Source organism: Pseudomonas bubulae, assembly GCF_900618535.1.
GTDB lineage: Bacteria > Pseudomonadota > Gammaproteobacteria > Pseudomonadales > Pseudomonadaceae > Aquipseudomonas > Aquipseudomonas bubulae.
Window position 1 is genome coordinate 344,428 of sequence record NZ_UYJA01000005.1, and the last position, 24,342, is coordinate 368,769.

At 59.7% G+C, this 24,342-nt stretch carries 23 protein-coding genes and 1 pseudogene; 12 read left to right on the forward strand and 12 right to left on the reverse strand.

Features of this window, described 5'->3' with window-relative positions; genetic code table 11:
- Positions 1–53: 53 nt before the first annotated feature.
- The gene (locus PPTH39_RS18820) at positions 54–329 is read right to left on the reverse strand and encodes a polyhydroxyalkanoic acid system family protein (protein WP_130872297.1); all 276 of its coding nucleotides are present in this window, start codon (positions 327–329) and stop codon (positions 54–56) included.
- Between the two features lie 106 nt (positions 330–435).
- Here PPTH39_RS18820 and ubiE point away from each other — a divergent pair, with 106 nt between their 5' ends.
- From ubiE to PPTH39_RS18875, 12 genes and pseudogenes are all read left to right on the forward strand, one after another.
- On the forward strand, positions 436–1,206 hold the full coding sequence (ubiE, locus tag PPTH39_RS18825) for a bifunctional demethylmenaquinone methyltransferase/2-methoxy-6-polyprenyl-1,4-benzoquinol methylase UbiE (RefSeq protein ID WP_095000836.1): 771 nt from the start codon (positions 436–438) through the stop codon (positions 1,204–1,206).
- A complete protein-coding gene (locus tag PPTH39_RS18830) occupies positions 1,206–1,829 on the forward strand; it encodes a ubiquinone biosynthesis accessory factor UbiJ (RefSeq protein WP_130872298.1) in 624 nt (207 codons plus the stop codon). The genes ubiE and PPTH39_RS18830 overlap by 1 nt, the downstream gene beginning before the upstream one ends.
- Positions 1,826–3,430 (forward strand): ubiquinone biosynthesis regulatory protein kinase UbiB, encoded by a 1,605-nt coding sequence (gene ubiB / locus PPTH39_RS18835; RefSeq protein WP_095000834.1) that lies wholly within the window; start codon positions 1,826–1,828, stop codon positions 3,428–3,430. The genes PPTH39_RS18830 and ubiB overlap by 4 nt, the downstream gene beginning before the upstream one ends.
- 79 nt (positions 3,431–3,509) lie before the next feature.
- Positions 3,510–3,911, forward strand: coding sequence for a phosphoribosyl-AMP cyclohydrolase (gene hisI, locus PPTH39_RS18840; protein WP_095000833.1), 402 nt, complete (start codon positions 3,510–3,512; stop codon positions 3,909–3,911).
- A complete protein-coding gene (locus tag PPTH39_RS18845; RefSeq protein ID WP_095000832.1) occupies positions 3,904–4,236 on the forward strand; it encodes a phosphoribosyl-ATP diphosphatase in 333 nt (110 codons plus the stop codon). The genes hisI and PPTH39_RS18845 overlap by 8 nt, the downstream gene beginning before the upstream one ends.
- A 24-nt stretch (positions 4,237–4,260) precedes the next feature.
- Positions 4,261–4,539, forward strand: coding sequence for a twin-arginine translocase TatA/TatE family subunit (locus PPTH39_RS18850; protein ID WP_019825245.1), 279 nt, complete (start codon positions 4,261–4,263; stop codon positions 4,537–4,539).
- Between the two features lie 10 nt (positions 4,540–4,549).
- Positions 4,550–4,966, forward strand: a complete 417-nt coding sequence (gene tatB / locus PPTH39_RS18855; RefSeq protein ID WP_095000831.1) for a Sec-independent protein translocase protein TatB — start codon at positions 4,550–4,552, stop codon at positions 4,964–4,966.
- Positions 4,967–4,970: 4 nt separating this feature from the next.
- Positions 4,971–5,768 (forward strand): twin-arginine translocase subunit TatC, encoded by a 798-nt coding sequence (gene tatC / locus PPTH39_RS18860; RefSeq protein WP_095000830.1) that lies wholly within the window; start codon positions 4,971–4,973, stop codon positions 5,766–5,768.
- On the forward strand, positions 5,765–6,475 hold the full coding sequence (locus PPTH39_RS18865; RefSeq protein ID WP_095000829.1) for a 16S rRNA (uracil(1498)-N(3))-methyltransferase: 711 nt from the start codon (positions 5,765–5,767) through the stop codon (positions 6,473–6,475). The genes tatC and PPTH39_RS18865 overlap by 4 nt, the downstream gene beginning before the upstream one ends.
- Positions 6,476–6,654: 179 nt before the next feature.
- A pseudogene (locus PPTH39_RS23900) lies at positions 6,655–7,716 on the forward strand (methyl-accepting chemotaxis protein); the annotation flags it as partial.
- Positions 7,717–7,857: 141 nt separating this feature from the next.
- Positions 7,858–8,571 (forward strand): methyl-accepting chemotaxis protein, encoded by a 714-nt coding sequence (locus PPTH39_RS23905; protein WP_370824329.1) that lies wholly within the window; start codon positions 7,858–7,860, stop codon positions 8,569–8,571.
- A gap of 96 nt (positions 8,572–8,667) precedes the next feature.
- Positions 8,668–10,236 carry a methyl-accepting chemotaxis protein gene (locus tag PPTH39_RS18875; protein WP_130872299.1) on the forward strand — a complete coding sequence of 523 codons (1,569 nt, stop codon included), beginning with the start codon at positions 8,668–8,670 and terminating at the stop codon, positions 10,234–10,236.
- A 61-nt stretch (positions 10,237–10,297) separates the two neighbouring features.
- Here the strand turns inward: PPTH39_RS18875 and PPTH39_RS18880 are convergent, their stop codons facing one another.
- The 11 genes from PPTH39_RS18880 to hutH form a co-directional block, all read right to left on the reverse strand.
- Entirely contained in the window at positions 10,298–11,032 is a 735-nt protein-coding gene (locus PPTH39_RS18880; RefSeq protein ID WP_095000826.1) for an amino acid ABC transporter ATP-binding protein, read from the reverse strand.
- Positions 11,025–11,984 (reverse strand): amino acid ABC transporter permease, encoded by a 960-nt coding sequence (locus PPTH39_RS18885; protein WP_370688616.1) that lies wholly within the window; start codon positions 11,982–11,984, stop codon positions 11,025–11,027. The genes PPTH39_RS18880 and PPTH39_RS18885 overlap by 8 nt, the downstream gene beginning before the upstream one ends.
- Positions 11,985–12,058: 74 nt before the next feature.
- Positions 12,059–12,856: a transporter substrate-binding domain-containing protein gene (locus PPTH39_RS18890; protein ID WP_016783160.1), complete on the reverse strand. Its 798-nt coding sequence runs from the start codon at positions 12,854–12,856 to the stop codon at positions 12,059–12,061.
- A 284-nt stretch (positions 12,857–13,140) separates the two neighbouring features.
- On the reverse strand, positions 13,141–15,693 hold the full coding sequence (mdoH, locus tag PPTH39_RS18895) for a glucans biosynthesis glucosyltransferase MdoH (protein ID WP_095017735.1): 2,553 nt from the start codon (positions 15,691–15,693) through the stop codon (positions 13,141–13,143).
- A complete protein-coding gene (locus tag PPTH39_RS18900; protein ID WP_095001089.1) occupies positions 15,686–17,416 on the reverse strand; it encodes a glucan biosynthesis protein G in 1,731 nt (576 codons plus the stop codon). The genes mdoH and PPTH39_RS18900 overlap by 8 nt, the downstream gene beginning before the upstream one ends.
- 231 nt (positions 17,417–17,647) lie before the next feature.
- Positions 17,648–18,085, reverse strand: a complete 438-nt coding sequence (gene dtd / locus PPTH39_RS18905; RefSeq protein WP_095000823.1) for a D-aminoacyl-tRNA deacylase — start codon at positions 18,083–18,085, stop codon at positions 17,648–17,650.
- The gene (gene pip / locus PPTH39_RS18910; protein ID WP_095000822.1) at positions 18,082–19,053 is read right to left on the reverse strand and encodes a prolyl aminopeptidase; all 972 of its coding nucleotides are present in this window, start codon (positions 19,051–19,053) and stop codon (positions 18,082–18,084) included. Before pip ends, dtd begins: the two co-directional genes overlap by 4 nt.
- A gap of 220 nt (positions 19,054–19,273) precedes the next feature.
- Positions 19,274–20,068 (reverse strand): N-formylglutamate deformylase, encoded by a 795-nt coding sequence (gene hutG / locus PPTH39_RS18915; protein WP_095017736.1) that lies wholly within the window; start codon positions 20,066–20,068, stop codon positions 19,274–19,276.
- Positions 20,069–20,078: 10 nt separating this feature from the next.
- Complete coding sequence (gene hutI, locus PPTH39_RS18920; protein WP_130872300.1) at positions 20,079–21,284, reverse strand: imidazolonepropionase; 1,206 nt, start codon at positions 21,282–21,284, stop codon at positions 20,079–20,081.
- A gap of 27 nt (positions 21,285–21,311) precedes the next feature.
- The gene (locus PPTH39_RS18925; RefSeq protein WP_095017738.1) at positions 21,312–22,715 is read right to left on the reverse strand and encodes an amino acid permease; all 1,404 of its coding nucleotides are present in this window, start codon (positions 22,713–22,715) and stop codon (positions 21,312–21,314) included.
- A gap of 74 nt (positions 22,716–22,789) precedes the next feature.
- Complete coding sequence (hutH, locus tag PPTH39_RS18930; RefSeq protein WP_095000818.1) at positions 22,790–24,322, reverse strand: histidine ammonia-lyase; 1,533 nt, start codon at positions 24,320–24,322, stop codon at positions 22,790–22,792.
- Positions 24,323–24,342: the final 20 nt, after the last annotated feature.

Sequence of the window (24,342 nt, forward strand, 5' to 3'; positions counted from 1 at the left end):
ACGTTAAACCGCCTTGTATCAAGGGCGCGGCCGCTATTAGACCGGCAACACGACTACGCCAGCGCCTTATCCAGCGAGCGTTCGATTTCCGACTGGATCATGCCGCTCATCGCCGACATCAACAGGCCCAGTTGCACATCGACCTTGACGTTGTTGTCGCTGATTAGCAGGGTGCCATTCACTCCCGAGCGCTTCAGTTTTACCGTGTCGCCCGCCCAGGTAGGGGTCAGGCCGTACTGGCTGGCCAGTTTCTCGACCAAAGGCCGGGCTTTTTCCCGTGCGGCCTCAAGGCCCAGACTGTGGGTACGTTCAACGCTGATACGCGCCATGGCGTGGCTCCTGATAAATAAAGCCGCCACTATACATTCACCCTCGCCAAGACAAAGCCGGCCACCGGGATTAGAATGGCCAGCATTCTCTTTTGGTGACAGCGATATGACTGATCAGCGCAAAGGCAGCGATGCCGAACCCACCACTCACTTCGGCTTCAAAAACGTACCGGAAAGCCAGAAGGCCGAGAAAGTCGCCGAGGTTTTCCACTCTGTAGCCGGCAAATATGACCTGATGAACGACGTTCTGTCAGGCGGCATGCACCGTCTGTGGAAGCGTTTTACCATCGAGCTGTCCGGTGTACGCCCGGGCAACAAGGTGCTGGACATCGCTGGCGGTACCGGCGATCTGGCCCGCAAGTTCTCCCATCTGGTTGGCCCTACCGGCCAGGTCGTGCTGGCTGATATCAACGCGTCCATGCTCAAAGTCGGCCGTGACCGCCTGCTGGACAAGGGCGTAGCCGGCAATATCGAGTTCGTTCAGGCCGACGCTGAAAAGCTGCCGTTCCCGGACAACTATTTCGATTGCGTGACCATCGCTTTCGGCCTGCGCAACGTGACCCACAAGGAAGACGCCCTGCGCTCCATGCTGCGCGTGCTGAAGCCGGGCGGCCGCCTGTTGGTACTGGAGTTCTCCAAGCCTACCAACGCGCTGATGTCCAAGGTCTACGACACCTACTCGTTCGCGTTCATGCCGATGGTGGGCAAGCTGATCCTCAACGACCCGGAAAGCTATCGCTACCTGGCAGAATCGATCCGCATGCACCCGGACCAGGAAACCCTGAAGTCGATGATGGTCGAGGCCGGTTTTGACCGCGTGACCTATCACAACATGACCTCAGGTATCGTCGCCCTGCATCGCGGCATCAAGCCCTGATGTTGCTGCGCGGCCTTCTCGCCAGCGTCGAACACGGCGTCAACCGCGTATTGCGGCTGGACAGCACGGCCCTGGCGCGTTTGCGCCCCTTGACCGGCAAGTTGATTGCCGTCGATTGCGCCAGCCCTTCGCTGCACCTGTTTATTCTGCCCAGCGAAGAAGGCCTGATGCTGGCGAGCCAATGGGCAGCCGAGCCTGACTGCACCCTGCGCGCGCCTGCCTCCAGCCTGTTGCGCCTTGCTCTGAGCAAGGACAAGAGCGCCATCATGCACAGCCCTGAAGTCGAACTCGAAGGCGACAGCGCTGTGTTGATGGAATTGGCGGCGGTGCTGCAAGACCTGGAACTGGATTGGGAGTATGAACTTTCGAACTGGATCGGGCCTGTGGCAACGGCATTGATCGGTGGCCATGTACGCAGCCGCGCCAACTGGTATCAACAAGGTTTCGCCAGCATCAACCAGAACCTGGCCGAATACCTGAGCGAAGAAGCCCGCACTTTGGTCGGAGAACGTGAGGCGCAAGCGCGCTTTGACGAGCTGGACCAACTCAAACTCGACCTGGATCGCCTTGAAGCGCGCTTTGAGCGCCTTTGCCGATCCCTCAATTCCAGCGATAACGCATGAAGCTGCTTGCCATACGCCGTTTGTTCCGCATCCAGCGCGTCGTCATTCGCTACCGGCTCGATGACCTGCTGTTCGCCCTGCCCTTGCCGTGGTGGATGTTGTCCCTGCGCTATGCACTGCCGTGGCGCTGGTTCCCGCGCAAAAAATTGGAGCTGAGCCGCGGTGCCGCCCTGCGCCTAGCGTTGCAGGATCTGGGGCCGATTTTCATCAAGTTCGGCCAGATCCTTTCGACCCGCCGCGACCTGCTGCCCGCCGATATCGCCGATGAGCTGATGCTGCTGCAAGACCGCGTACCGCCGTTTGACCCGCAGTTGGCAGTCAAGCTGATCGAAGAACAGCTCGGCGCCCGGATCAGTGAAGTGTTCAGCCGTTTTGATATCGAACCACTGGCCTCGGCCTCGGTGGCCCAGGTTCACTCGGCCAAACTCAAGACCGGCGAAGAAGTGGTGGTCAAGGTTGTACGCCCGGGCCTCAAGCCGATCATCGGCTCCGACCTGGCCTGGCTGTTTATCCTCGCCCGCACTGCCGAGCGTTTGAGCGCAGACGCCCGCCTGCTGCATCCGGTGGATGTGGTCAGTGACTACGAAAAAACCATTTACGACGAACTCGATCTGTTGCGTGAAGCGGCCAATGCCAGCCAGCTCAAGCGCAACTTCGAAGGCTCGCCGCTGATGTATGTGCCGCAAGTCTACTGGGACTGGTGCCGCCCGAAAGTGTTGGTGATGGAGCGCATCTACGGGATCCAGGTCACCGACCTTGCGGCCCTGGCCGATCAGCGCACCGACATGAAAATGCTGGCCGAACGTGGCGTGGAGATTTTCTTCACCCAGGTGTTCCGCGACAGCTTCTTTCATGCCGACATGCACCCCGGCAACATTTTTGTCAGCACCGTGAACCCGTGGGCCCCGCAATACATCGCCATCGACTGCGGCATTGTCGGCAGCCTGACCCCCGAGGACCAGGACTATCTGGCGCGCAACCTGTTCGCCTTTTTCAAGCGCGATTACCGGCGCGTGGCGCAGTTGCACATCGATTCAGGCTGGGTACCGGCGCACACCAAGCTCAACGAGTTTGAAGCGGCGATCCGCACCGTCTGTGAGCCGATCTTCGAAAAGCCGCTGAAGGAGATTTCCTTTGGCCAGGTGCTTATGCGCCTGTTCCAAACTGCGCGACGCTTCAATATGGAAGTCCAGCCACAGTTGGTGCTGCTGCAAAAAACCCTGCTCAATATCGAAGGCCTGGGCCGCCAGCTGTACCCCGACCTGGATTTGTGGAGTACCGCCCAGCCGTTCCTTGAGCGCTGGATGCGTGAGCGCGTCAGCCCCAAGACCCTGCTGCGCAACCTGCACAGCCAGGTCGAGCAGATCCCGCATCTGGCCGGCATGACCCGCGACTTGCTCGAACGCATGTCGCAGCCCCATGCCCATAACAAACAATTGGTCGTGCGCGAACCCCGTGACAGCTGGTTCCTGCGCCTGATCGGTGCCGGGCATCTGGCCGCTGGCGCATTACTGGCCAGTATTGGCCCGCTACACACTGCAGGCTATTGGCCTGCCGGCATAATGCTGGCCGTGGGCTTGTATCTGATCGTGCGCCGATAGCCAGCCCCGGTCGAGGCTGGCAAACTGTTAATTCACCAGGCCTCAGCCACAGGGCTGAGGCAGGTTGTCGGAGTCGAACATGAAAGACTGGCTGGACGAGATCAAATGGGACAACGACGGCCTGGTGCCGGCGATTGCCCAGGACCACAAAACCGGGCGCGTACTGATGATGGCCTGGATGAACCGCGAGGCACTGAGCCTGACGGCAACCGAGAACCGTGCCATCTACTGGTCACGTTCCCGTGGCAAGCTGTGGCGCAAGGGCGAAGAGTCCGGCCATGTGCAAAAGCTGCATGAAATGCGCCTGGACTGCGACGCCGACGTGATCATCCTGATGGTCGAACAAATCGGTGATATCGCCTGCCATACCGGCCGTCAGAGCTGCTTCTACCGCGTGTACGAAAACGCCGAGTGGAAGATCGTCGACCCGGTACTTAAAGATCCGCACGCCATTTACCAAGCAGGGCACTCCCATGACTGACACTCTGAGCCGCGTAGCCCAAGTGCTCGAAGCGCGCAAAGGCGCAACCCCGGACAGCTCCTATGTGGCCAGTCTGTACCACAAGGGCCTGAACAAGATTCTGGAAAAGGTCGGCGAAGAGTCGATCGAGACCATCATCGCCGCCAAGGACGCTGCCATCAGCGGTGATTGCAGCGATGTCATCTACGAAACAGCCGATCTGTGGTTCCATAGCATGATCATGCTGGCCCAGCTGGGGCAGCACCCTCAGGCCGTACTGGATGAACTGGAGCGTCGTATCGGCACCTCCGGCCATGTGGAAAAAGCCTCGCGGCCGTCCACCTAACCCTTATTTGCAAAGGAACAGATCATGGGCATTTTTGACTGGAAACACTGGATCGTCATTCTGGTAGTCGTAGTCCTTGTCTTCGGCACCAAAAAACTGAAAAACCTGGGCACGGATGTCGGCGAATCGATCAAGGGCTTTCGCAAGGCCATGAACGACGACGAAAAGCCTGCCGAGCCCGTGGTTCCACCTGCGCAGCCAACCGCCGCGCCGCAGCCGCACACCACTTCGACCCTGAACGAGCCGCACACCATCGACGTGCAGGCGCAAAAAGTCGAAGAGCCGACCCGCAAAGACGTGTGAGCCAAAACTAATGTTCGGTATCAGCTTCAGTGAACTGCTGCTCGTCGGCCTGGTGGCCCTGCTGGTGCTCGGCCCCGAGCGCTTGCCGGGTGCTGCACGCACGGCGGGCCTGTGGATCGGGCGCCTGAAACGCAGCTTTAATGCGATCAAACAGGAAGTTGAACGGGAAATCGGCGCGGACGAAATACGTCGGCAGCTGCACAACGAACATATCCTGTCGATGGAAGAGGAAGCCAAGAAAATTCTGGCTCCGCTGCAGGACGCTGTGAAGCCGTTAACGCCCACCGAGCCACCTGTCAGTACCGCTCCCGTCGCACACCCAGAGTCTGCGAGCGCTGCGCCCGTGACCCTGAGCAAAACCGCGTCCGCCCCTGCGCCGCAACCGGCAGCGCCACACGACCCCACCCTGCCACCGCGAGCCCCTTAAGCGCATGAGCGATAAGCCTGAACACGACCAGCCAATGCCGCTGGTTTCGCACCTGACCGAGTTGCGTACCCGCCTGTTGCGCTGCATCGCGGCGATTTTCATCATTTTTGCCGGGCTGTTTGCCTTTACCCAGCAGATCTACACCCTGGTCTCCACGCCGCTGCGTGAATACCTGCCGGTGGGTGCAACGATGATCGCCACCGACGTGGCCTCGCCGTTCCTGACCCCCCTCAAGCTGACCATGATGGTCTCGCTGTTTATCGCCATTCCGGTGATCCTGCATCAGATCTGGGGGTTTATTGCACCGGGCCTGTACAAGCATGAAAAACGCATCGCCGTGCCCCTGCTGGTGTCGAGCATTTTCCTGTTTTACGCCGGCATGGCCTTTGCCTACTTCCTGGTATTCCCGCTGGTGTTCAAGTTCTTCGCCGCTGCCACCCCGGAAGGGGTTGCGATGATGACCGATATCAGCAGCTACCTTGATTTCGTCATGACCCTGTTCTTTGCTTTTGGCGTGGCCTTTGAAATCCCCGTAGCCGTAGTGCTGCTGGTGTGGATCGGCATCGTCGATGTGCAATACCTGCGCAAGATCCGCCCCTACGTGATTATCGGCTGCTTCGTGGTCGGCATGATCCTGACCCCGCCCGACATTTTCTCGCAAACCTTGCTGGCGATCCCGATGTGGATGCTGTTTGAAATCGGCATCCTGTTTGGCAGCCTGGTCAGCAAAAACAAGCGTGGCGATGACGCAGACGAACAACCGGCCGATAACGACGCCCAACCGCCAGCACCACAAGCGTGAACCTGCTGCTCCTCGAAGAGGCTGATTTCATTGCCGCCGACCGCGTGATCCTGCGTGACCGGCGCCTGACGCATATGCAGGAAGTTCACCGTGCTGCAGTGGGCGACAGCCTGCGCGTGGGGCGCATTGGCGGGCTGATGGGCAGCGCCGAACTGGTGCGTCTGGAGGCCAAAGAGGCTGAGCTGGTTATCCACAGCCTGGACCTGCCGCCACCCGCCAAACTGCCACTGACCCTGCTGCTGGCGCTGCCGCGCCCGAAAATGCTGCGCCGGGTGCTGCAAACCGTAGCCTCGATGGGTGTGCCCAAGATCATTCTGGTCAACAGCTACCGGGTTGAAAAAAGCTTCTGGCAGACACCGTTTCTGGAGCCCGAAGCCATCCGCGAACAGTTGATCCTGGGGCTGGAGCAGTCCCGTGACAGCGTGTTGCCCGAGGTCATCATCGAAAAACGCTTCAAGCCGTTTGTCGAAGACCGCCTGCCGGCGCTGGTGGAAGGCACCCTGGGCCTGGTGGGCCACCCGGGGGATTACCCGGCCTGCCCGCGCGGGCTGGATGAGGCCGTAACCCTGGCCATCGGCCCTGAGGGTGGCTGGATCCCCTACGAGATCGACTTGCTGGCCAAGGCGGGCTTGCAGCCAGTGCAACTGGGCGCACGCATCCTGCGGGTCGAAACCGCCGTCACGGCGCTGCTCGCCCGCCTGTTCTAGACCGCTCTGCAGGGCGCTGCGGGCGCATTCCAGGCCCGCAGCAGCCCCTGACATTTGTGTAGCCTCTTTTCCTCCTTAAGATTTGCTCGCTCGAGCCGATGCAGTAGCACTTCAATATCACTCAAGAAGCCATGGACGGCTGTTATCGATGCCAATCGATCAAAAAAAGGAACTCGTCCATGAACCATTGGTTGACTGCCACACTAGGCAATATCAGTGTCAATCGTAAGCTCGGCCTGGGCTTCGGCCTTGTGTTGCTGCTGACCCTGCTCATCACCATCACCGGCTGGAAGGGGCTGACCAGCGTGATTGAGCGGGGCGACAAGCTGGCCAATATTTCCCAGGTCATCGCCCTGATCAAGGATTTGCGCATTGCCCGCGTCACCTACGACAAGAACAACGGTGAAAACGGCCCGGGCGAGGTCAATGACCTGCTCAACAAGATCGGTAACCAGCTGGTCGCCGCCAACAAGCTGATGGTCCAGGCCAATGACCTGAGCATGAGCAAGGACGAAATCAGGGCCGTCGAGCAGTACAAGAGCATCTTCGCCACTATCGATGAGGCGACCCGGGCACGCGAAGTCAGCAGGGCCAAGCTCGGTGCAACATCCGTCGCCGCCCTCAGCCAGATTGCCGGGATCGAAAAGGACGTGCTCCAGAGTGAAAACCTGGCCGAGTTCAACAGCGTCAACCAGGTCAACCGGTCGCTGTTGCAGGCCCGCTTCGAGGTGCGCGGCTACACCCACACCGGCGACATCGATGCCGCGGTGCCTGCCGTGGAAGCCATCGATCAAGCGCTGGCAGAACTGGCCAGCCTCAGTAAGCGACTGCCCGCTACCTATGCCCCTCAATTCGAGCAGGCCATCGCTTCGCTGAAGAACTACCGCGCTGCCTTTATCGACTTTCGCGATTCCCAAGTGAATAGCGACAAGCAATTATCACAACTGCAAGTACTGGGCGATGCACTGGTCGACCTGAGCAACAAACTGTCCCTGTCACAACTTGACCAACGGGATATCGATACCCGACACGCCAAAACCGCGCTGCTGGTCTGCGCATCATTGGCACTGGTGCTGGGCATTATCGCGGCCTGGATCATCACCTGGCAGATCGTTACGCCCTTGCGCGACACGCTCAATATTGTCCGGGCCGTGGCAGCCGGTGACCTCAGCCAGAGCCGCCCGACAACCCGCCGTGACGAACCCGGCCAGCTGCAACAGGCCATTGAAGTCATGCGCGGGGGCTTGCACGAACTGATCTGCGGGATCGGCGAAGGCGTTAGCCAAATTGCCAGCGCAGCGGAGCAGCTGTCTGCCGTTACCGGGCAAACCAGCGCAGGGGTCAACAGCCAGCGCATCGAAACCGATCAGGTCGCCACTGCCATGAATGAAATGGCCGCCACCGTGCATGAAGTCGCGCGCAATGCCCAGGAAGCGTCCAAAGCCGCGATCACCGCCGACCTGCAAGCTCAGGAGGGTGACACCGTGGTGGCCCAGGCCATTGAGCAGATTGGCCGCCTGGTGGCGGAAGTGCAGCTATCCACTGATGCAATGGCACATCTGAAGCACGAAAGTGACAAGATCGGTAGCGTACTGGATGTCATCAAGGCTGTTTCGCAACAAACCAACTTGCTGGCCCTCAACGCCGCAATTGAAGCCGCCCGTGCCGGAGAGGCAGGTCGTGGTTTTGCCGTGGTGGCCGACGAGGTACGCAGCCTGGCGCAGCGCACGCAGAAGTCCACGGAAGAGATTGAAGTGCTGATCACGGGCCTGCAAAACGGTACGCAACAAGTATCCAGCAGCATGGACAGCAGCCGGTTGCTGACGGACAGCAGTGTCGAGTTGACCCGGCGGGCGGGTGAGTCTTTGAGCACCATTACCCGTACCGTATCGACCATTCAAGGTATGAATCAGCAGATTGCGGCCGCGGCCGAGCAACAAAGCGCGGTGGCCGAAGAGATCAACCGCAGTGTGGTGAATGTGCGCGACGTGTCAGAGCAAACTGCCACCGCCAGCAAGCAGACCGCCGCCTCCAGCATTGAACTCGCACGGCTAGGCACACAGCTGCAAACCCTGGTGGCCCGTTTCAAGGTCTGACCAGGAGCGGTGCGACTTTCGTCACACTAACGGCAACTGTCCTTCAGTTCCGGGCCACGACGCCGATGACCTGATACCCCTCCAAGGAGTATCACCATGTACCGTCAGCTGGCCCAACTGCTGGGCAATATCAGCGTCAACCGCAAACTCTGCCTGGGCTTCGGCCTGGTGCTGGTGCTGACCCTGCTGATTGCCGGCACGGGCTGGAACGGCCTGGTCTCGGTGATCGACCGGGGCGACAAGCTGGCCAACATTTCGAAAATCATCAGCCTGACCAAAGACCTGCGTATTGCCCGCCTCGAATATGAACGCCAGCCCGGGGAAAGCGCACTTGCCGGCGTTACCAACCAACTGAGCGAACTGGACAACGCACTGGCGTTGTCTCGCAAACAACTGACCTCTCCCGACGACCTGGCCCTGGTTGAGCAGCAGCTCAACGCCGTGGCGGAGTACAAACGTGCCTTCGCCGACCTTATCCAGGGCACCCAGGCCAGTGATCAAGCCGTTGAACGCATGCACCAGCAGGGCAATGTCCTGATCGAGCAAAGCCAGAAGCTCTCGACCCTGCAGGCCACCAAACGCAACAACGAAAGCCGCCAGGCTACCAACCTGCTGATCGGCTGCACACTGCTGGCACTGGTACTGGGCATCATTGCTGCCTGGGTTATTACCCGCCAGATAGTCATACCGCTGCAACGCACCCTCATAACCGTTGAGCGCATTGCAGCAGGCGACCTGACCCACGACCACCCGACCGACCGCCGCGACGAGCTGGGCCAGCTACAGCAAGCCATACAGCGCATGACTGCCGGCCTGCGGGAGTTGATTGGCGGTATCAGCGACGGCATAACGCAAATCGCCAGTGCCGCCGAAGAACTCTCGGCGGTCACCGAGCAAACCAGCGCCGGGGTCAACAACCAGAAGGTCGAGACCGATCAGGTCGCTACCGCCATGCACGAAATGGCGGCAACCGTGCAGGAAGTGGCGCGTAATGCCGAAGAAGCTTCCGAGGCTGCGCTCGCGGCCGACCAGCAGGCGCGTGAAGGCGACACAGTGGTCGCGCAGGCCCTGGCCCAGATCGAGAAGCTGGCCATCGAAGTCGGCCATTCCACCGACGCCATGGGCCATCTCAAGCGCGAGAGCGACAAGATCGGCAGTGTGCTTGACGTGATCAAGTCCGTGGCCCAGCAAACCAACCTGCTGGCGCTCAACGCGGCGATTGAAGCGGCACGGGCGGGTGAAGCCGGTCGCGGCTTTGCCGTGGTGGCCGATGAGGTACGCAGCCTGGCGCAGCGCACGCAAAAATCCACGGAGGAGATCGAAGAGCTGATTGCCGGGCTGCAAAGCGGCACCCAGCAGGTCTCCAGCAGCATGGACAGCAGCCGCGCCCTGACTGACAACAGCGTTGAGCTGACCCGTCGAGCAGGCGAATCACTGGGCAATATTACCCGCACGGTGTCTACGATTCAGGGCATGAACCAGCAGATTGCCGCAGCCGCCGAGCAGCAGAGCGCGGTGGCGGAGGAAATCAACCGCAGTGTATTGAATGTGCGTGATGTGTCTGAGCAAACCGCCGCCGCCAGCGAAGAGACAGCAGCCTCCAGCGTTGAACTGGCGCGCCTGGGTACGCATTTGCAGACATTGGTGGGGCGGTTCAAGGTTTAGAAACCTCTGCCCCTGTGGGAGCGGGCAAGCCCGCTCCCACAAAAGCAGGCAGGCCCTGCTCTTAAAGCACCTGACGCAAAAACGCCTGGGCGCGCAGGTCTTTGGGCGAGGTGAAGAAATCTTCCGGGGCGGAATCTTCCAGCAACTTGCCGTGGTCAAAGAACAGCACGCGGTTCGCCACTTCACGGGCAAAGCCCATTTCGTGGGTCACGCAGACCATGGTCATGCCTTCGCGGGCCAGGGTCTTCATCACGTCCAGCACTTCGCCGACCATCTCCGGGTCGAGCGCCGAAGTCGGCTCGTCAAACAACATCACCTTGGGTTCCATCGCCAGCGCACGGGCAATTGCCACACGCTGTTGCTGGCCACCCGAGAGACGTGACGGGTACTCATTGGCTTTTTGCCCGATCCCGACCTTGTCCAGCAATGCCCGGGCCTTGGCTTCGCGCTCGGTCTTGCCACGCTTGCGCACAACCTTCTGCGCCAGGCACAGGTTTTCCAGCACGGTCATGTGCGGAAACAGGTTGAAATGCTGGAACACCATGCCGACTTCACGCCGGTAGGCGTTCACGTCGGTCTTGGGGTTGGCCAGATCCAGGCCGTCGATGCTGACGGAGCCCGAGTCGAAGTCTTCCAGGCCGTTGAGGCAGCGCAGGAAAGTCGACTTGCCGGAACCCGACGGGCCAATCACCACCAGCACTTCGCCCTGGGCGACGGTGGTGCTGACGTTGTCCACGGCGCGCACGATATGGCCGCGGGTGTCGAAGACTTTTACCAGTTCGCGAACTTCAATCACTTTGCGCGAGCCTCCGCTCAAGCCGGCTGGCGAAATGCGACAGCGGCAGGTTGATCAACAGGTACAGGCCCGCTACGCAGAACAGGATTTCGAACGGCGAAAACGAGGTAGTGATGACTTCCCGACCGCTTTTGAGCAGTTCGGTAATGGCAATCACCGACACCAGCGAAGTGTCCTTGACCAGGCTGATAAATTGCCCGGCCAATGGCGGCAGCACCCGCTTGAACGCCTGCGGCAACACCACATAGCGCATCGACTGGCTGCCGTTGAGGCCCAGCGAGCGGGCCGCTTCGTTTTGCCCGCGAGCAATGGACTGCACGCCCGAGCGGATGATTTCAGCCACATACGCACCGGTGAACAGCGACAGCGCGGCAATACCGGCAAATTCGCGGGACAGGTTGAGTACGGTGCCGATAAAGAAGTAGAAGATAAAAATCTGCACCAGCAACGGCGTGCCACGGACCAGTTCGACGTACAGTGTCGAGAGGTCGCGCAGGGTCGGGTTGTTCGATAGCCGGCACAGGCCCGTAACCAGCCCGATAATCAAGCCCAGTACGCCAGACACCAGCGACAGCCAGACGGTCGTCCACAGGCCCCACAGCAGCGGCCCCGCAGCCCAGTGGCGGTTGACGCCGATCACATCGCCTTCGTCGACTTCGTCACCTTCGGCCAGTTGCAGGCTATTGCCGGCAACGCTCACCCGTTGTTCATTGCCATCATCACCGCGCAGCAGCACTTCGGCAGTGTCGCCCTTGCGTACCAGTTCGATGATGGTCGAGTGCTCAGCAGCCCGCTGGGCTTCTTCGGCCTGATAAGCGAAATACTGGGGGACGCGGTTCCAGCGCCATTCGTAAGACATCAGCGAGGTGGCGTAATACAAAGCCCCCGCCAGGCCGATGAGCACCAGCACGGTCAATACGTGCCAGGGCCACTGGGCTTTTTTTTGTTTGATCACTTTCAGGTTCCACGTCTTGTATCGCTAGGGAGGCCGTCATCGCGGGCAAGCCCGCGATGATTCAATCAGCCTTATTCCATGTCCTTGAGCCAGGCGGTGTCTTTGAACCACTTGTCATGGATGCGATCGTAAGTGCCGTCTTCGTGGATCTGGTGCAGGAAGTTGTTGATGAAGTTGATGCTGTCGTAGTCACCCTTCTTCAGACCGAAGGCCAGTGGCTCGTAGGTGAATGGCTGGTCAAGGAACACCAGTTTGCCGTTACCGAACTTGTTGACGGCTACAACGTTGTAAGGCGCGTCGTATACAAAGGCATCAGCCTTACCGTTAACCACGTCCAGCACACCTTCAGGCTCGTTGTCGTAGCCGTGGTACTGGGCTTTGGACATCAGCTTGCGGGCGATCATTTCGCCGGTGGTGCCGATTTTCGAGGTCAGGCGGTATTGCGGGTCGTTGAGGTCTTTGTAGGACTTGATCTTGTCAGCCAGTTCCTTGCGTACCAGCAGGGTTTGGCCCACAACAATGAAGGGTTCGCTGAAGTTCAGGCGCAAGTTGCGTTCCTGGGTCAGGGTCATGCCGCTGCCGATCATGTCGAACTTGTTGGTCATCAGGGCCGGGATGATGCCGTCGTAACCGGTAGACACCAGCTCCAGCTTGACACCCATGGACTTGGCCATCGCTTTGAGCAGGTCAACTTCGAAGCCAATGATCTGGCCACGCTTGTTGGTCATTTCAAAGGGCATGTAGGTAGGGTCCATGCCCACCTTTAAGGTGCCACGCTTGACCGCATCATCAATTGCGCCTGCATGGGCTGCGCTGATCGCCAGCAGTGCAGTGACACCGCACAGCAGTTTCGAGACAAACTTCTTCATCATCAACTCCCCCTCACCTACTCAATTAAGGTGTTGGCCTGCGGCTGGCTTGAAGCAAAAAGCCAATAAAGCCGGGCGCTCACCCATTCGAAAACGGATGCTAACTCACTGAGGGTTGTGAGACGAGTTTTGAAACAGAAAAGGCCAATGGCCGGGGGATACAGTCACTGTGGGAGCGGGCTTGCTCGCGATACAAGCGACGCGGTGCAACAGGTATTACGAGGTGATGCAATCGCGAGCAAGCCCGCTCCCACTTAAAGCGGAAACGGGTTGCTCACGAAGGATCAAGCTGCAGGCTGCAACGGCAACAGCGGTGCGTGAGGGTCGGCAGCAACCGACTCACGCCAGGCGTTCAGCCAGCCTTCGTGCCCCTCGCTCCACACCAGCGCATGCAGGCGTGCAAGGGCAACCGGGTCGCTCAACAACTGCATGCGCTCGTTGTTGGTAACGCCCTCTGGACCGACTTTGAGTGCATGACGCACACGCTCGGTACGCAACCACTCAATCGGCTCGGCTTCCCGGTGACGCGAGGTCGCCAAAGCACAGGCCAATGCGTTCTGCTGCGGATCAACCACGGCCCGGACAAAACCGTCATGCAGCGCATGGTAGCGATTTTCATGGGTGTATTCGGCGGTAGCCGACAACTCACGGGGCGGCGCATATTCCTCAGGAATCAGGAACAGGCTTTCGTCACGGGTCTTGAGGCCCAGTTTCACCCGGCTGGAGATCACGGAAACCGGGATCGACAACATCAGTGAACCGACAATCGGTACCAGCCACCACAAAAAGCTCGGGTTCAACCACAGCACCAATGCAGCCCATGCCGCACCCAGCAGGGTTTGCGGGCCATGACGGCGTACGGCTTCGCTCCACGGCGTGGAGTCGTCGTCACGCTGTGGCGAGTTCCAGGTCGCCGCCCAGCCCAGAAACGCGGCCAGTACAAAGCGGGTGTGGAAGATCATGCGCACCGGTGCCAGCAGCACCGAGAAGAGCATCTCAAGCAGCATCGACAGCGTTACTTTGAACTTGCCACCGAACTCTTTGGCACCCTTGGCCCAGATCAGAATGATGCTCAGCAGCTTGGGCAGGAACAACAAGACGATGGTGGTGGAAAACAGCGCCACGGCTTTTTCCGGGTGCCACTGTGGCCACAACGGGTACAACTGCCGTGGTTCCAGGAAGTACTGTGGCTCCATCAGCGTGTTGACCGCCAGCAGGGCCGTCGACAACAGCAGGAAGAAGAACCACAACGGTGCCGACAGGTACGACATCACCCCGGTCAGAAACACCGCACGGTGCACCGGGTGCATACCCTTGACCAGAAACAGGCGGAAGTTCATCAGGTTACCGTGGCACCAGCGACGGTCACGCTTGAGTTCATCCAGCAGGTTAGGCGGCAATTCTTCATAGCTGCCCGGCAAGTCGTAGGCAATCCACACCCCCCAACCGGCACGGCGCATCAACGCGGCTTCCACGAAGTCGTGGGACAGGATCGCGCCCGCAAAAGCGCCTTTGCCCGGCAGCGGCGCCAGGGCGCAGTGCTCGATAAACGGCTTCATGCGGATAATTGCGTTGTGACCCCAGTAGTGGGATTCACCCAACTGCCAGAAGTGCAAGCCGGCAGTAAACAGCGGGCCGTACACACGGGTGGCGAACTGCTGCATGCGCGCATACAGCGTGTCCATGCCCGAGGCTCGTGGCGCGGTCTGGATGATACCGGCGTCCGGCGTAGCTTCCATCAGGCGTACCAGGCTGGTCAGGCACTCACCGCTCATCACGCTGTCTGCGTCGAGCACCACCATGTACTTGTAATCACCGCCCCAGCGACGGCAGAAGTCGTCGAGGTTGCCGCTTTTACGTTTTACACGGCGGCGGCGACGGCGGTAGAAGATCCGCCCGAAGCCTTCGGTTTCGCGGCATACATCCAGCCACGCCTGTTGCTCGGCAACGCAGATATCGGGGTCGTTGCTGTCACTGAGGACGAAGAAGTCGAAGCGGTCCAGGTCGCCGGTGGCGGCCACCGACTCGTAAGTCGCGCGCAAACCCGCGAATACACGGGTGACGTCTTCGTTGCAGATCGGCATCACCAGCGCGGTACGCGCTTGTTCCGGGATCGGTTCATTACCGGCGCTGGCGCCGGAAATACGGTATTTGTCGTGCCCGGTCAGCAGTTCCAGAAAGCCCATCAGGGCGGTCCAGAAACCCGCCGACACCCAACAGAACAGAATCCCGAACAGGATCAGGATGCTGGTTTGCAGGGCATAGGGCAGCACTTGCTGGGCCGTTTGCATCAACGGCTGGTGCAATACTTCTTCAAGGTCAACGAACGACCAGCCCTGGTACGGCATGATGCCTTTCATGTACCAGCCCGCAACGATGGTCTGGCCGAGCATCAACACCAGCAGGATGTAGCGGCGGATCGAACCCACCGTACGCCAGCGGGCCTTGGGCAGGACGCGTTCGTCGATTTCCGGCTTGGGCGGGTTGCTGCGTCCGGTCAGGCGCCGCCAGCCACGCACCAGGATATTGGTGCGCCATGGCTCTGGCACTACCTTGGTACGGCGAATCGGCGGCGTAGCCTTGAGCATGACCCGGCCGCTGGCGTCGAGGGCAAGCATTTCTGCTTCCTCAAGTTCAGCCGCCGAAGTCAGGTTCAGACGCGTGCCCACCGAAGCCTGAGCGGCCTCGGCAGCATCCACGTCGCTCTGCGCCGACAAGCGCGCATGCAACTCGGCGAACGAGGTGCAGTTCGCCAGTTCCGCGCGCTGCTCATCGCTCAGTGGTAAATGCGCCAGGTACTCGCTGAGCGAGGCCGGGTGGGGCTGAGCATTACTCATCGGCTGGCAACTGGTAGCTCCAGGTCTCGGTCAGCACTTTTTCAGTCTTGACCGGCTCCGGAGTGGCTGGGGTCGCTTCAGGCGCCTTGGCGTCCTTGGCTGCGTGGTCTTTCTTGTCCTGTGCCTTGGCCGCAGCTTTCTCGGCTTTGGTCTCAGGTGCCTTATCCGCTTTGGCGGCCGCAGCCGGCTCAACGTCCTGGACCAGCGCTGCACGCATTTCCGTGGCCTTGCTCGGGTCTTTGATTTTCAACCGCAGGGTCAAACGCCAGCCCTTGGTTTCAGGGTTGTAACGCACGTTGTTTTCAACCAGTTCGGCGTTGTCACCCACACTGACCTGGCTGCGCACAGCAGCATTTTCCGGCAGAGCCTTGAGGGACGGGCCTTCGAAGTCCACCAGATACGCCACACTGCCGTCTGGTTGGCGGATCAGGTTGGATTGCTTGACGTCACCGGTCGAACGCAGGGTCTGTTGTGCCCAGGCGCTGTCGGCCGGGTGCAGAGCTGCTTCATCCATGGTCCAGTGCAGGCGATAAGCGAAATCAAACGGCTTGAGCGGCTCCGGCAGGGTGTCCGGGCTCCAGAAAGCAACAATGTTGTCGTTGGTTTCGTCAGCGGTTGGAATTTCTACCAGGTCAACCGAGCCTTTGCCCCAGTCGCCCTGTGGTTCGATCCAGGCGCTTGGACGCTTATGGTAGTTGTCATCCAGGTCTTCGTAGTGGCTGAAATCACGGCCACGTTGCAGCAAGCCGAAACCACGCGGGTTTTCAACGGCGAAGTTGCTTACCGACAAGTGTTTCGGGTTGTTCAGCGGACGCCAGATCCACTCGCCGTTACCGGCGTGAATGGCCAGGCCCGACGAATCGTGCAGTTCGCGACGGTAGTTGAGGACCTTGGACGGCTGGTTGGCGCCAAACAGGTACATGCTGGTCAGCGGAGCGATGCCCAGCTTGCCTACCTTGTCACGCAGGAACATTTGCGCCTTGACGTCCACTACCGTGTCCACGCCCGGGCGCAGGGTGAAGCGGTAAGCACCGGTAGCCCGTGGCGAGTCCAGCAGGGCGAAGATCACCAGATGCTTGTCGTTAGGCTTGGGTTTTTCGATCCAGAATTCGGTGAAGCGCGGGAACTCTTCGCCCGACGGCAATGCCGTGTCGATCGCCATACCACGGGCCGACAGACCATAGATCTGGCCCTTGCCCACAACGCGGAAGTAACTCGCGCCGAGCATGGTCATGATCTCGTCCTGTTTGTCCGCCTTGTTGATCGGATACAGCACGCGGAAACCCGCCCAACCGAGGTTTTCGGTGGCTTTAGGATCGAACTTGACGTCGCCGAAGTCGAAACGGCTCGGGTCGTACTTGATCTCTTCAACCGTGGTGGCGGTCACTTCGTTGATTTTCACCGGCGTGTCGAAATGCATGCCCTGGTGATAGAAGGACAGTTTGAACGGGGTTTTGTCACCCGCCCACTGGGCCTTGTCACGGTTGAACTGGATTTTCTGGTAGTCCGCGAACTTCATGTCGCGGAATTCCTTTGGCAAATTGCTGCGCGGCGCTTGGTACTTCTGCTCGGCGAGGGTTTTAGCCTCAGCCGCCACGTCATCCAGACTGAATGCCCACAGTTGACCCGCACCGAACAAACAAAAGAGCGCAGAGCCCGTCACCAGTGCGTTACGCAACCGCTTGGCAGACATTTTTGGTGCATTTAATGGACTAACAATCACGAGCAAACCTCGCCGAAAACAGATGATGAAACCAACGGCCAGCGATCTAAATGCCAGGTTGGCGAGCACTGTTCCGACCGTCAAAGGAATAAATGATTCCCCGGACGTGTCGGATTAGTCTCTGTGTAGCGCAGGATTATCTAGTAGCCCGCGTTACAACGCATCTACTGTCAGCAAGTATTTCTCGCTAAAACCCCCTGTTTTCAGACGAAAACACGGTTTTTCAGGGTTTTAGGTTTGTAACAAAAATGTCACAGGGCCATCATTGATCAAATGCACCTGCATATCAGCGCCAAAACGCCCCGATTCGACGCTGGGGTGAAGTCGTTTTGCCGCTTCAAGCAGCTGATTGAACAACGCCTCGGCCAATGCCGGTGGTGCTGCCGTGGAAAAGCTCGGACGCAGGCCGCTCTTGGTGTCTGCCGCCAGGGTAAATTGCGAAACCAGCAGCAAGCCGCCGCCGATATCGGCCAGTGACAGGTTCATTTTGCCTTCGGCATCGCTGAATACCCGATAGTTGAGCAGCTTATGCAGCAACTTGGCGGCGCTGGCTTCGGTATCCCCGGGCTCGACGGCAACCAGCACCAGCAAGCCCTGATCGATTGAACCGACAATCTCCCCCGCTACCTCCACCCGCGCGCCACTGACGCGCTGCAACAGCCCCTTCATGCTTCGTCAGGCTGCAAGTTGAGCAGACGACGGGCCATTTGCTCGGTGGCGCGCACCAGGGCGTCGGTAATGCCGGGCTCGGAAGCGACGTGCCCGGCTTCACGGATGATTTGCAGCTCACTGCCCGGCCAGGCCTGGTGCAGCTCCCAGGCGTTATCCAGCGGGCAGATCATGTCGTAGCGGCCATGCACGATCACGGCCGGCAGGTGGGCAATCTTGTGCATGTCCCGCAGCAGTTGATTGGGCTCAAGGAACGCGTTGTTCATAAAGTAGTGGCATTCGATACGGGCAATGGACAATGCCCGGTGCGGGTCGCAGAAGCGCTCGACCACCTGCGGGTTGGGCCGCAGGGTGGCGGCGCGGCCTTCCCAGGTCGACCATGCCTTGGCCACATGCATCTGGGCAATCTGGTCGTTGCCCGTGAGGCGCTTGTGAAAGGCACTCATCAGGTCGTCACGCTCTTCCTCAGGGATCGGCGCGATATAGTCCTGCCAGTAGTCGGGGAAAATCCGGCTGGCCCCTGCCTGATAGAACCATTCGATTTCCTGCGGCCGCGCCAGAAAGATCCCACGCAAAATCAGGCCATGTACTTGCGCTGGATGGCTTTGCGCGTACGCCAGTGACAGGGTCGAGCCCCACGAACCGCCGAACAACACCCACTTGTCGATGCCCAGGTACAGGCGAATCCGCTCCATATCGGCGACAAGATCCCACGTGGTGTTGCTGTCCAGGCTGGCGTGCGGTGTCGAGCGACCACAGCCGCGCTGATCAAAGGTGATGATGCGATACAGGCCCGGATCGAAATAGCAGCGGCTGTTGGCATCGCAACCCGACCCCGGCCCGCCGTGGACAAACACCACCGGCAGGCCGTCTGGCGAACCGCTCTCGTCAACGTAGAGCACATGCGGGCCATCGACCGCCAGTTCATGCCGGGCGTAGGGTTTGATCTGCGGGAACAAGGTCTGCATTACGCACTCCAGGGAGGGGTCGAAAGAGATTGCCGTCAGGCATCATAAACCCGATTGGAGGTATTGAGCATGCCCTTACTAAAAGGATGGGGTTTGGATCGGTGGCGCGCCTCCAACCCTCTCCTGTAGGGCGAGGGGGGCTGATTGTCGGTGTTCTTGAGGCCGCGCGCACTCTGTCCCCTCTCCCTCCGGGAGAGGGCTAGGGTGAGGGGCTTTTGACTTAACGTTCCCGGCCCCACTCAATAATCCGCGCCAACAATTGCTTGAGTACCACCCGGGTCGGTGCCGCAAGGTCTTCGCGATAGTTGAACGGCTCGAACTCTTCCATATAGGTGCACTGCGCCAGTTCCAGTTGCACAGCATGGATGTTGTCCACCGGACTGCCGTAATGACGGGTGATATGGCCACCCTTGAAGCGTCCGTTCAGTACATGACTGTAGGCTGGATGCTCGGCACAAATGGCTTCAAGATCGCGGGCCAGCGTCGGATCGCAACTGGCACCATTGAAGGTGCCCAGATTGAAGTCCGGCAGACGGCCGTCAAACAGATGAGGGATTTGCGAACGAATGGAATGCGCATCAAACAGCAGCGCATAGCCAAACTCGTCTTTCATGCGTTTGAGTTCCTGTTGCAAGGTCTGGTGATAGGGTTTCCAGATCTGCTCCAGGTACGTCGCACGCTCCTCTTTCGTAGGCACCAGCCCTTCACGAAACAATGGCACGCCATCAAACAGCGTGGCCGGGAACAAACCTGTGGTAGCGCCCACATACATCGGCGCATCGTCCTGCGGGCGATTGAGGTCAATCACAAACCGCGAATACTCGGCTGCCAGGGTGCTGGCACCCAGCTCGCTGGCAAAGTCGTAAAGCTGCGGGATATGCCAGTCGGTGTCCGGCAGGCTTTGCGCCTCAGGGATCAGCCCGGCCTTGACTGCCGGAGTCAGTTTCAGACCAGCATGGGGCATGCTGATCAGCAACGGCACGCGGCCTTGTTTGAATGTCAGAACCTTGTCCACAAGCTTTCTCCTAAAGCGTTACGTCAACGCCGCTACGCACGACGCGTTTGTCCAGATCACCGCCCAGCCAATAAGCCAGGTCTGCCGGACGATCAATGTTCCAGGCGACAAAGTCGGCCACCTTGCCGGGCTCAAGCGAGCCGTGGGTCTCGCCCATGCCCAATGCCGTTGCCGCGTGCAGGGTGACCCCGGCCAGGGCTTCTTCGGGGGTCATACGGAACAGGGTGCAGGCCATGTTCAGCATCAGGCGCAACGACAGTCCCGGCGAGGTTCCCGGGTTGAGGTCACTGGCAATGGCGATTTTTACCCCGTGCTTGCGCAGGGCCTCCATCGGCGGCAACTGGGTTTCACGCAAGAAGTAAAACGCACCGGGCAAGAGCACGGCCACGGTGCCGGAGGCGGCCATGGCAATGGCGTCTTCTTCGGTCATGAATTCCAGATGATCGGCCGACAGCGCCTGATAGCGCGCCGCCAAGCTGGAGCCATGCAATGAAGACAGTTGCTCGGCGTGCAATTTGACCGGCAGGCCCAATTGTTGCGCTACCTTGAACACCCGCTCGACCTGGGCCGGTGAGAACGCCAGGTATTCGCAGAACGCATCCACAGCGTCCACCAGCCCTTCGGCCGCCAGCGCGGGTAGCATCTCGTTGCAGATATGCTCGATATAGTCATCGGCGCGATCCTTGAACTCCGGCGGCAAGGCATGGGCGGCCAGGCAGGTGCTGCGCACCGTGACCGGCAACGCTTCGCCAAGACGGCGGATCACCCGCAAAATTTTGCGTTCACTCTCCAGGCTCAGGCCATAACCGGACTTGATCTCGACACTGGTCACGCCATCGCGCAGCAAACACTGCAAACGCTGACGGGCACTGTCGAACAACTCGTCCTCGCTGGCCGCGCGGGTCGCACGCACAGTGCTGGCAATACCGCCGCCGGCCGCGGCGATTTCGGCATAGCTCACGCCTTGCAGGCGCTGCTCGAACTCACCGCTGCGGTTGCCGCCAAACACCGTGTGCGTATGGCAATCGATAAGCCCCGGCGTTACCCACGAGCCTTCAAGGCCGTGGATTTGCCCATATTCGCCCGTCGGCAACTGCTGACGCGGGCCAAGCCACTCAATGTAGCCGTCACGGGTGACGAGGGCGGCATCCTCGATGATCGAGTACGTGCCGTTGGCCATTGTTGCGACATTGCAGTGCTGCCAAAGGGTTTTCATCGCGTCACTCCGTCAATGATCAAAAACTCAGGAAAGCTCGGGAGCCACTTCAATTGCCCGACCCGCTGCAGGTTTTACCCACAGCAGATAAGCCACAACCAGCATGAGAATCCAGACCACACCTACCATTAGCGCGGCTTGTGTCTCAGGGAAGTAACCCAGTACGCCGAAGATAAACACCATGAACACAATGGCGGCAATCGGCGCATACGGCCAGAACGGCACCGGGAACTTGAGTTCGGCCACTTGTTCACGGGTCATGGAACGACGCATGGCCACCTGGGTGACCAGAATCATCAGCCATACCCATACCGTGGCAAAGGTCGCAATCGAGGCGATTACCAAAAAGATGTTTTCCGGGATCAGGTAGTTAAGCACCACACCCACCAGCAAGGTAGCGCCCATTACCAGCACGGTCATCCACGGCACGCCGTGTCTGGAGATTTTGGCAAAGCCCTTGGGCGCCTGCCCTTGCTGGGCCAGACCGTACATCATGCGGCCTGCACCGAAGATGTCGCTGTTGATCGCCGACACTGCCGCCGAGATCACCACAATATTGAGGATGGTGGCCGCCGAGCTGATACCCAGACTGTCAAAGATCTGCACAAACGGGCTGCCCTGGCTGCCAATCTGAGTCCACGGGTAAATGGCCATCAGTACAAACAGAGTCAGTACATAGAACAGCAGAATGCGCAGCGGCACCGCGTTGATCGCTTTAGGGATCACACGCTGCGGGTCTTTGGCTTCGCCAGCGGTAATACCAATGATTTCAATGCCGCCAAAGGCAAACATCACCACGGCAAACGAGGCGATCAAACCGCCCACGCCATTGGGCATGAAGCCGCCGAAGGACCACAGGTTGCTGATGCCGGTCGCCACCGCATCGGAGCTGCCCGAGGTGCCGATACCAAACAGCATGATGCCGAAACCGGCCAGGATCATCGCCACGATGGCGGCAACCTTGAGCAGCGACAGCCAGAACTCCATTTCACCGAAGACTTTAACGCTGCACAGGTTCAGGCCGCCAATCAGCAGCACGATGCCCAGCACCCAGATCCAGCGCGCCACTTCCGGGAACCAGAAGCCCATGTAAATACCGAACGCGGTGACATCGGCCAGACACACGATGATCATCTCGAAGGCATAGGTCCAGCCGAGAATAAAGCCCGACATGGGCCCCAGATAGGTGCTGGCGTAGTGACCGAAGGAACCGGACACCGGATTGTGCACGGCCATTTCGCCCAGTGCGCGCATGACCATGAAGACCGCCGCGCCACCAATCAGGTAAGCCAGCAGCACAGCAGGTCCAGCCATTTGGATGGCAGCGGCTGAACCATAGAAAAGACCCGTCCCGATCGCTGAACCCAGCGCCATGAAACGGATGTGGCGAGCGGAAAGCCCGCGTTTCAAACCTTGAGTCTGGTTTTGCATTTCGCGTCCTTGATTATTTTTGTCGGCGAAAACAGAGACGCAGAGAGCCCGTAGGCCCTCTGCGTTTTTTTGGATTACAGGCTTGGCAGAACGTGTGCAGGCAGCAGTGCGTTCAGGCAACGGGACGCCAGCAGTTGCATGGCGATTTCGATGTCCGGTGCGAAGAAACGGTCTTTTTCATAATGCGCGACTTTGCTGCGCAGGGTGGTGCGAGCGATTTCCAGCTTGGCGGACGTTTTCAGGCCATCACGCAGATCCAGGCCCTGGCACGCGGCCAGCCATTCAATGGCCAGAACACCGCGAACGTTTTCGGCCATTTCCCACAGACGCTTGCCTGCAGAAGGCGCCATCGATACGTGGTCTTCCTGGTTGGCCGAGGTAGGAATGCTGTCCACGCTATGCGGGTGGGACAACGCCTTGTTCTCGCTGGCCAGGGCCGCAGCCGTCACCTGGGCGATCATGAAACCGGAGTTGACGCCGCCATTGGCCACCAGGAACGGCGGCAGTTGCGACATGTGCTTGTCCATCATCAACGAGATGCGACGCTCACTCAGCGAACCGATTTCGGCAATGGCCAACGCCATATTGTCTGCAGCCATGGCAACCGGCTCGGCGTGGAAGTTACCGCCGGAGATCACGTCGCCCTGTTCGGCAAATACCAGCGGGTTATCCGACACCGCGTTGGCTTCAATGCCCAGCACTTCGGCGGCCTGACGGAACTGGGTCAGGCAGGCGCCCATGACTTGTGGCTGGCAGCGCAAGGAGTACGGGTCTTGTACCTTGTCGCAGTTTTTGTGCGACTCGGACACTGCGCTGCTGGTGCCCAGCAGATCGCGATAAATCGCCGCCGCGTCGATTTGACCGCGTTGGCCGCGGGCAGCATGAATGCGTGGGTCGAACGGCGAGCGCGAACCCAGAACGGCTTCAACGGTCAGGCCGCCACAGGCCATCGCAGCGGCAAACAGGTCTTCGCCTTCAAACAGACCGCGCAGAGCGTAGGCCGTCGATACTTGAGTACCGTTAAGCAGGGCCAGGCCTTCCTTGGCAGCCAGGGTCAGCGGCTCAAGACCGGCTTGTTTCAAGGCAGTGACGGCATCCAGCCACTCGCCTTTGTAACGGGCCTTGCCTTCACCCAGCAGCACCAGCGACATATGCGCCAACGGCGCCAGATCGCCCGATGCGCCCACCGAACCTTTGAGCGGAATATGCGGGTAAACCTCGGCATTGATCAGGGCGATCAATGCATCGATGACCACGCGACGAATCCCGGAGAAACCACGGCTCAGGCTGTTGACCTTGAGCACCATGATCAGGCGCACCAGGTCATCGCTGATCGGTTCGCCGATACCAGCGGCGTGGGACAGCACCAGCGAACGCTGGAGGTTTTCCAGGTCTTCACTGGCGATTTTGGTCGAAGCCAACAAGCCAAAACCTGTGTTGATACCGTAGGTGGTGCGGTTTTCGGCAAGGATCTGCTCAACGCACGCCACGCTGGCATCGATCTGCGCCGAGGCGCTCGCGTCCAGGCTGAGGGTAACCGGCTGCTGATAAATGTCACGCAGTTGGGCAAGGCTCAGTTGGCCGGGGATCAGGTTTAACTCAAGCACGTTAATACTCCTTCACGCGT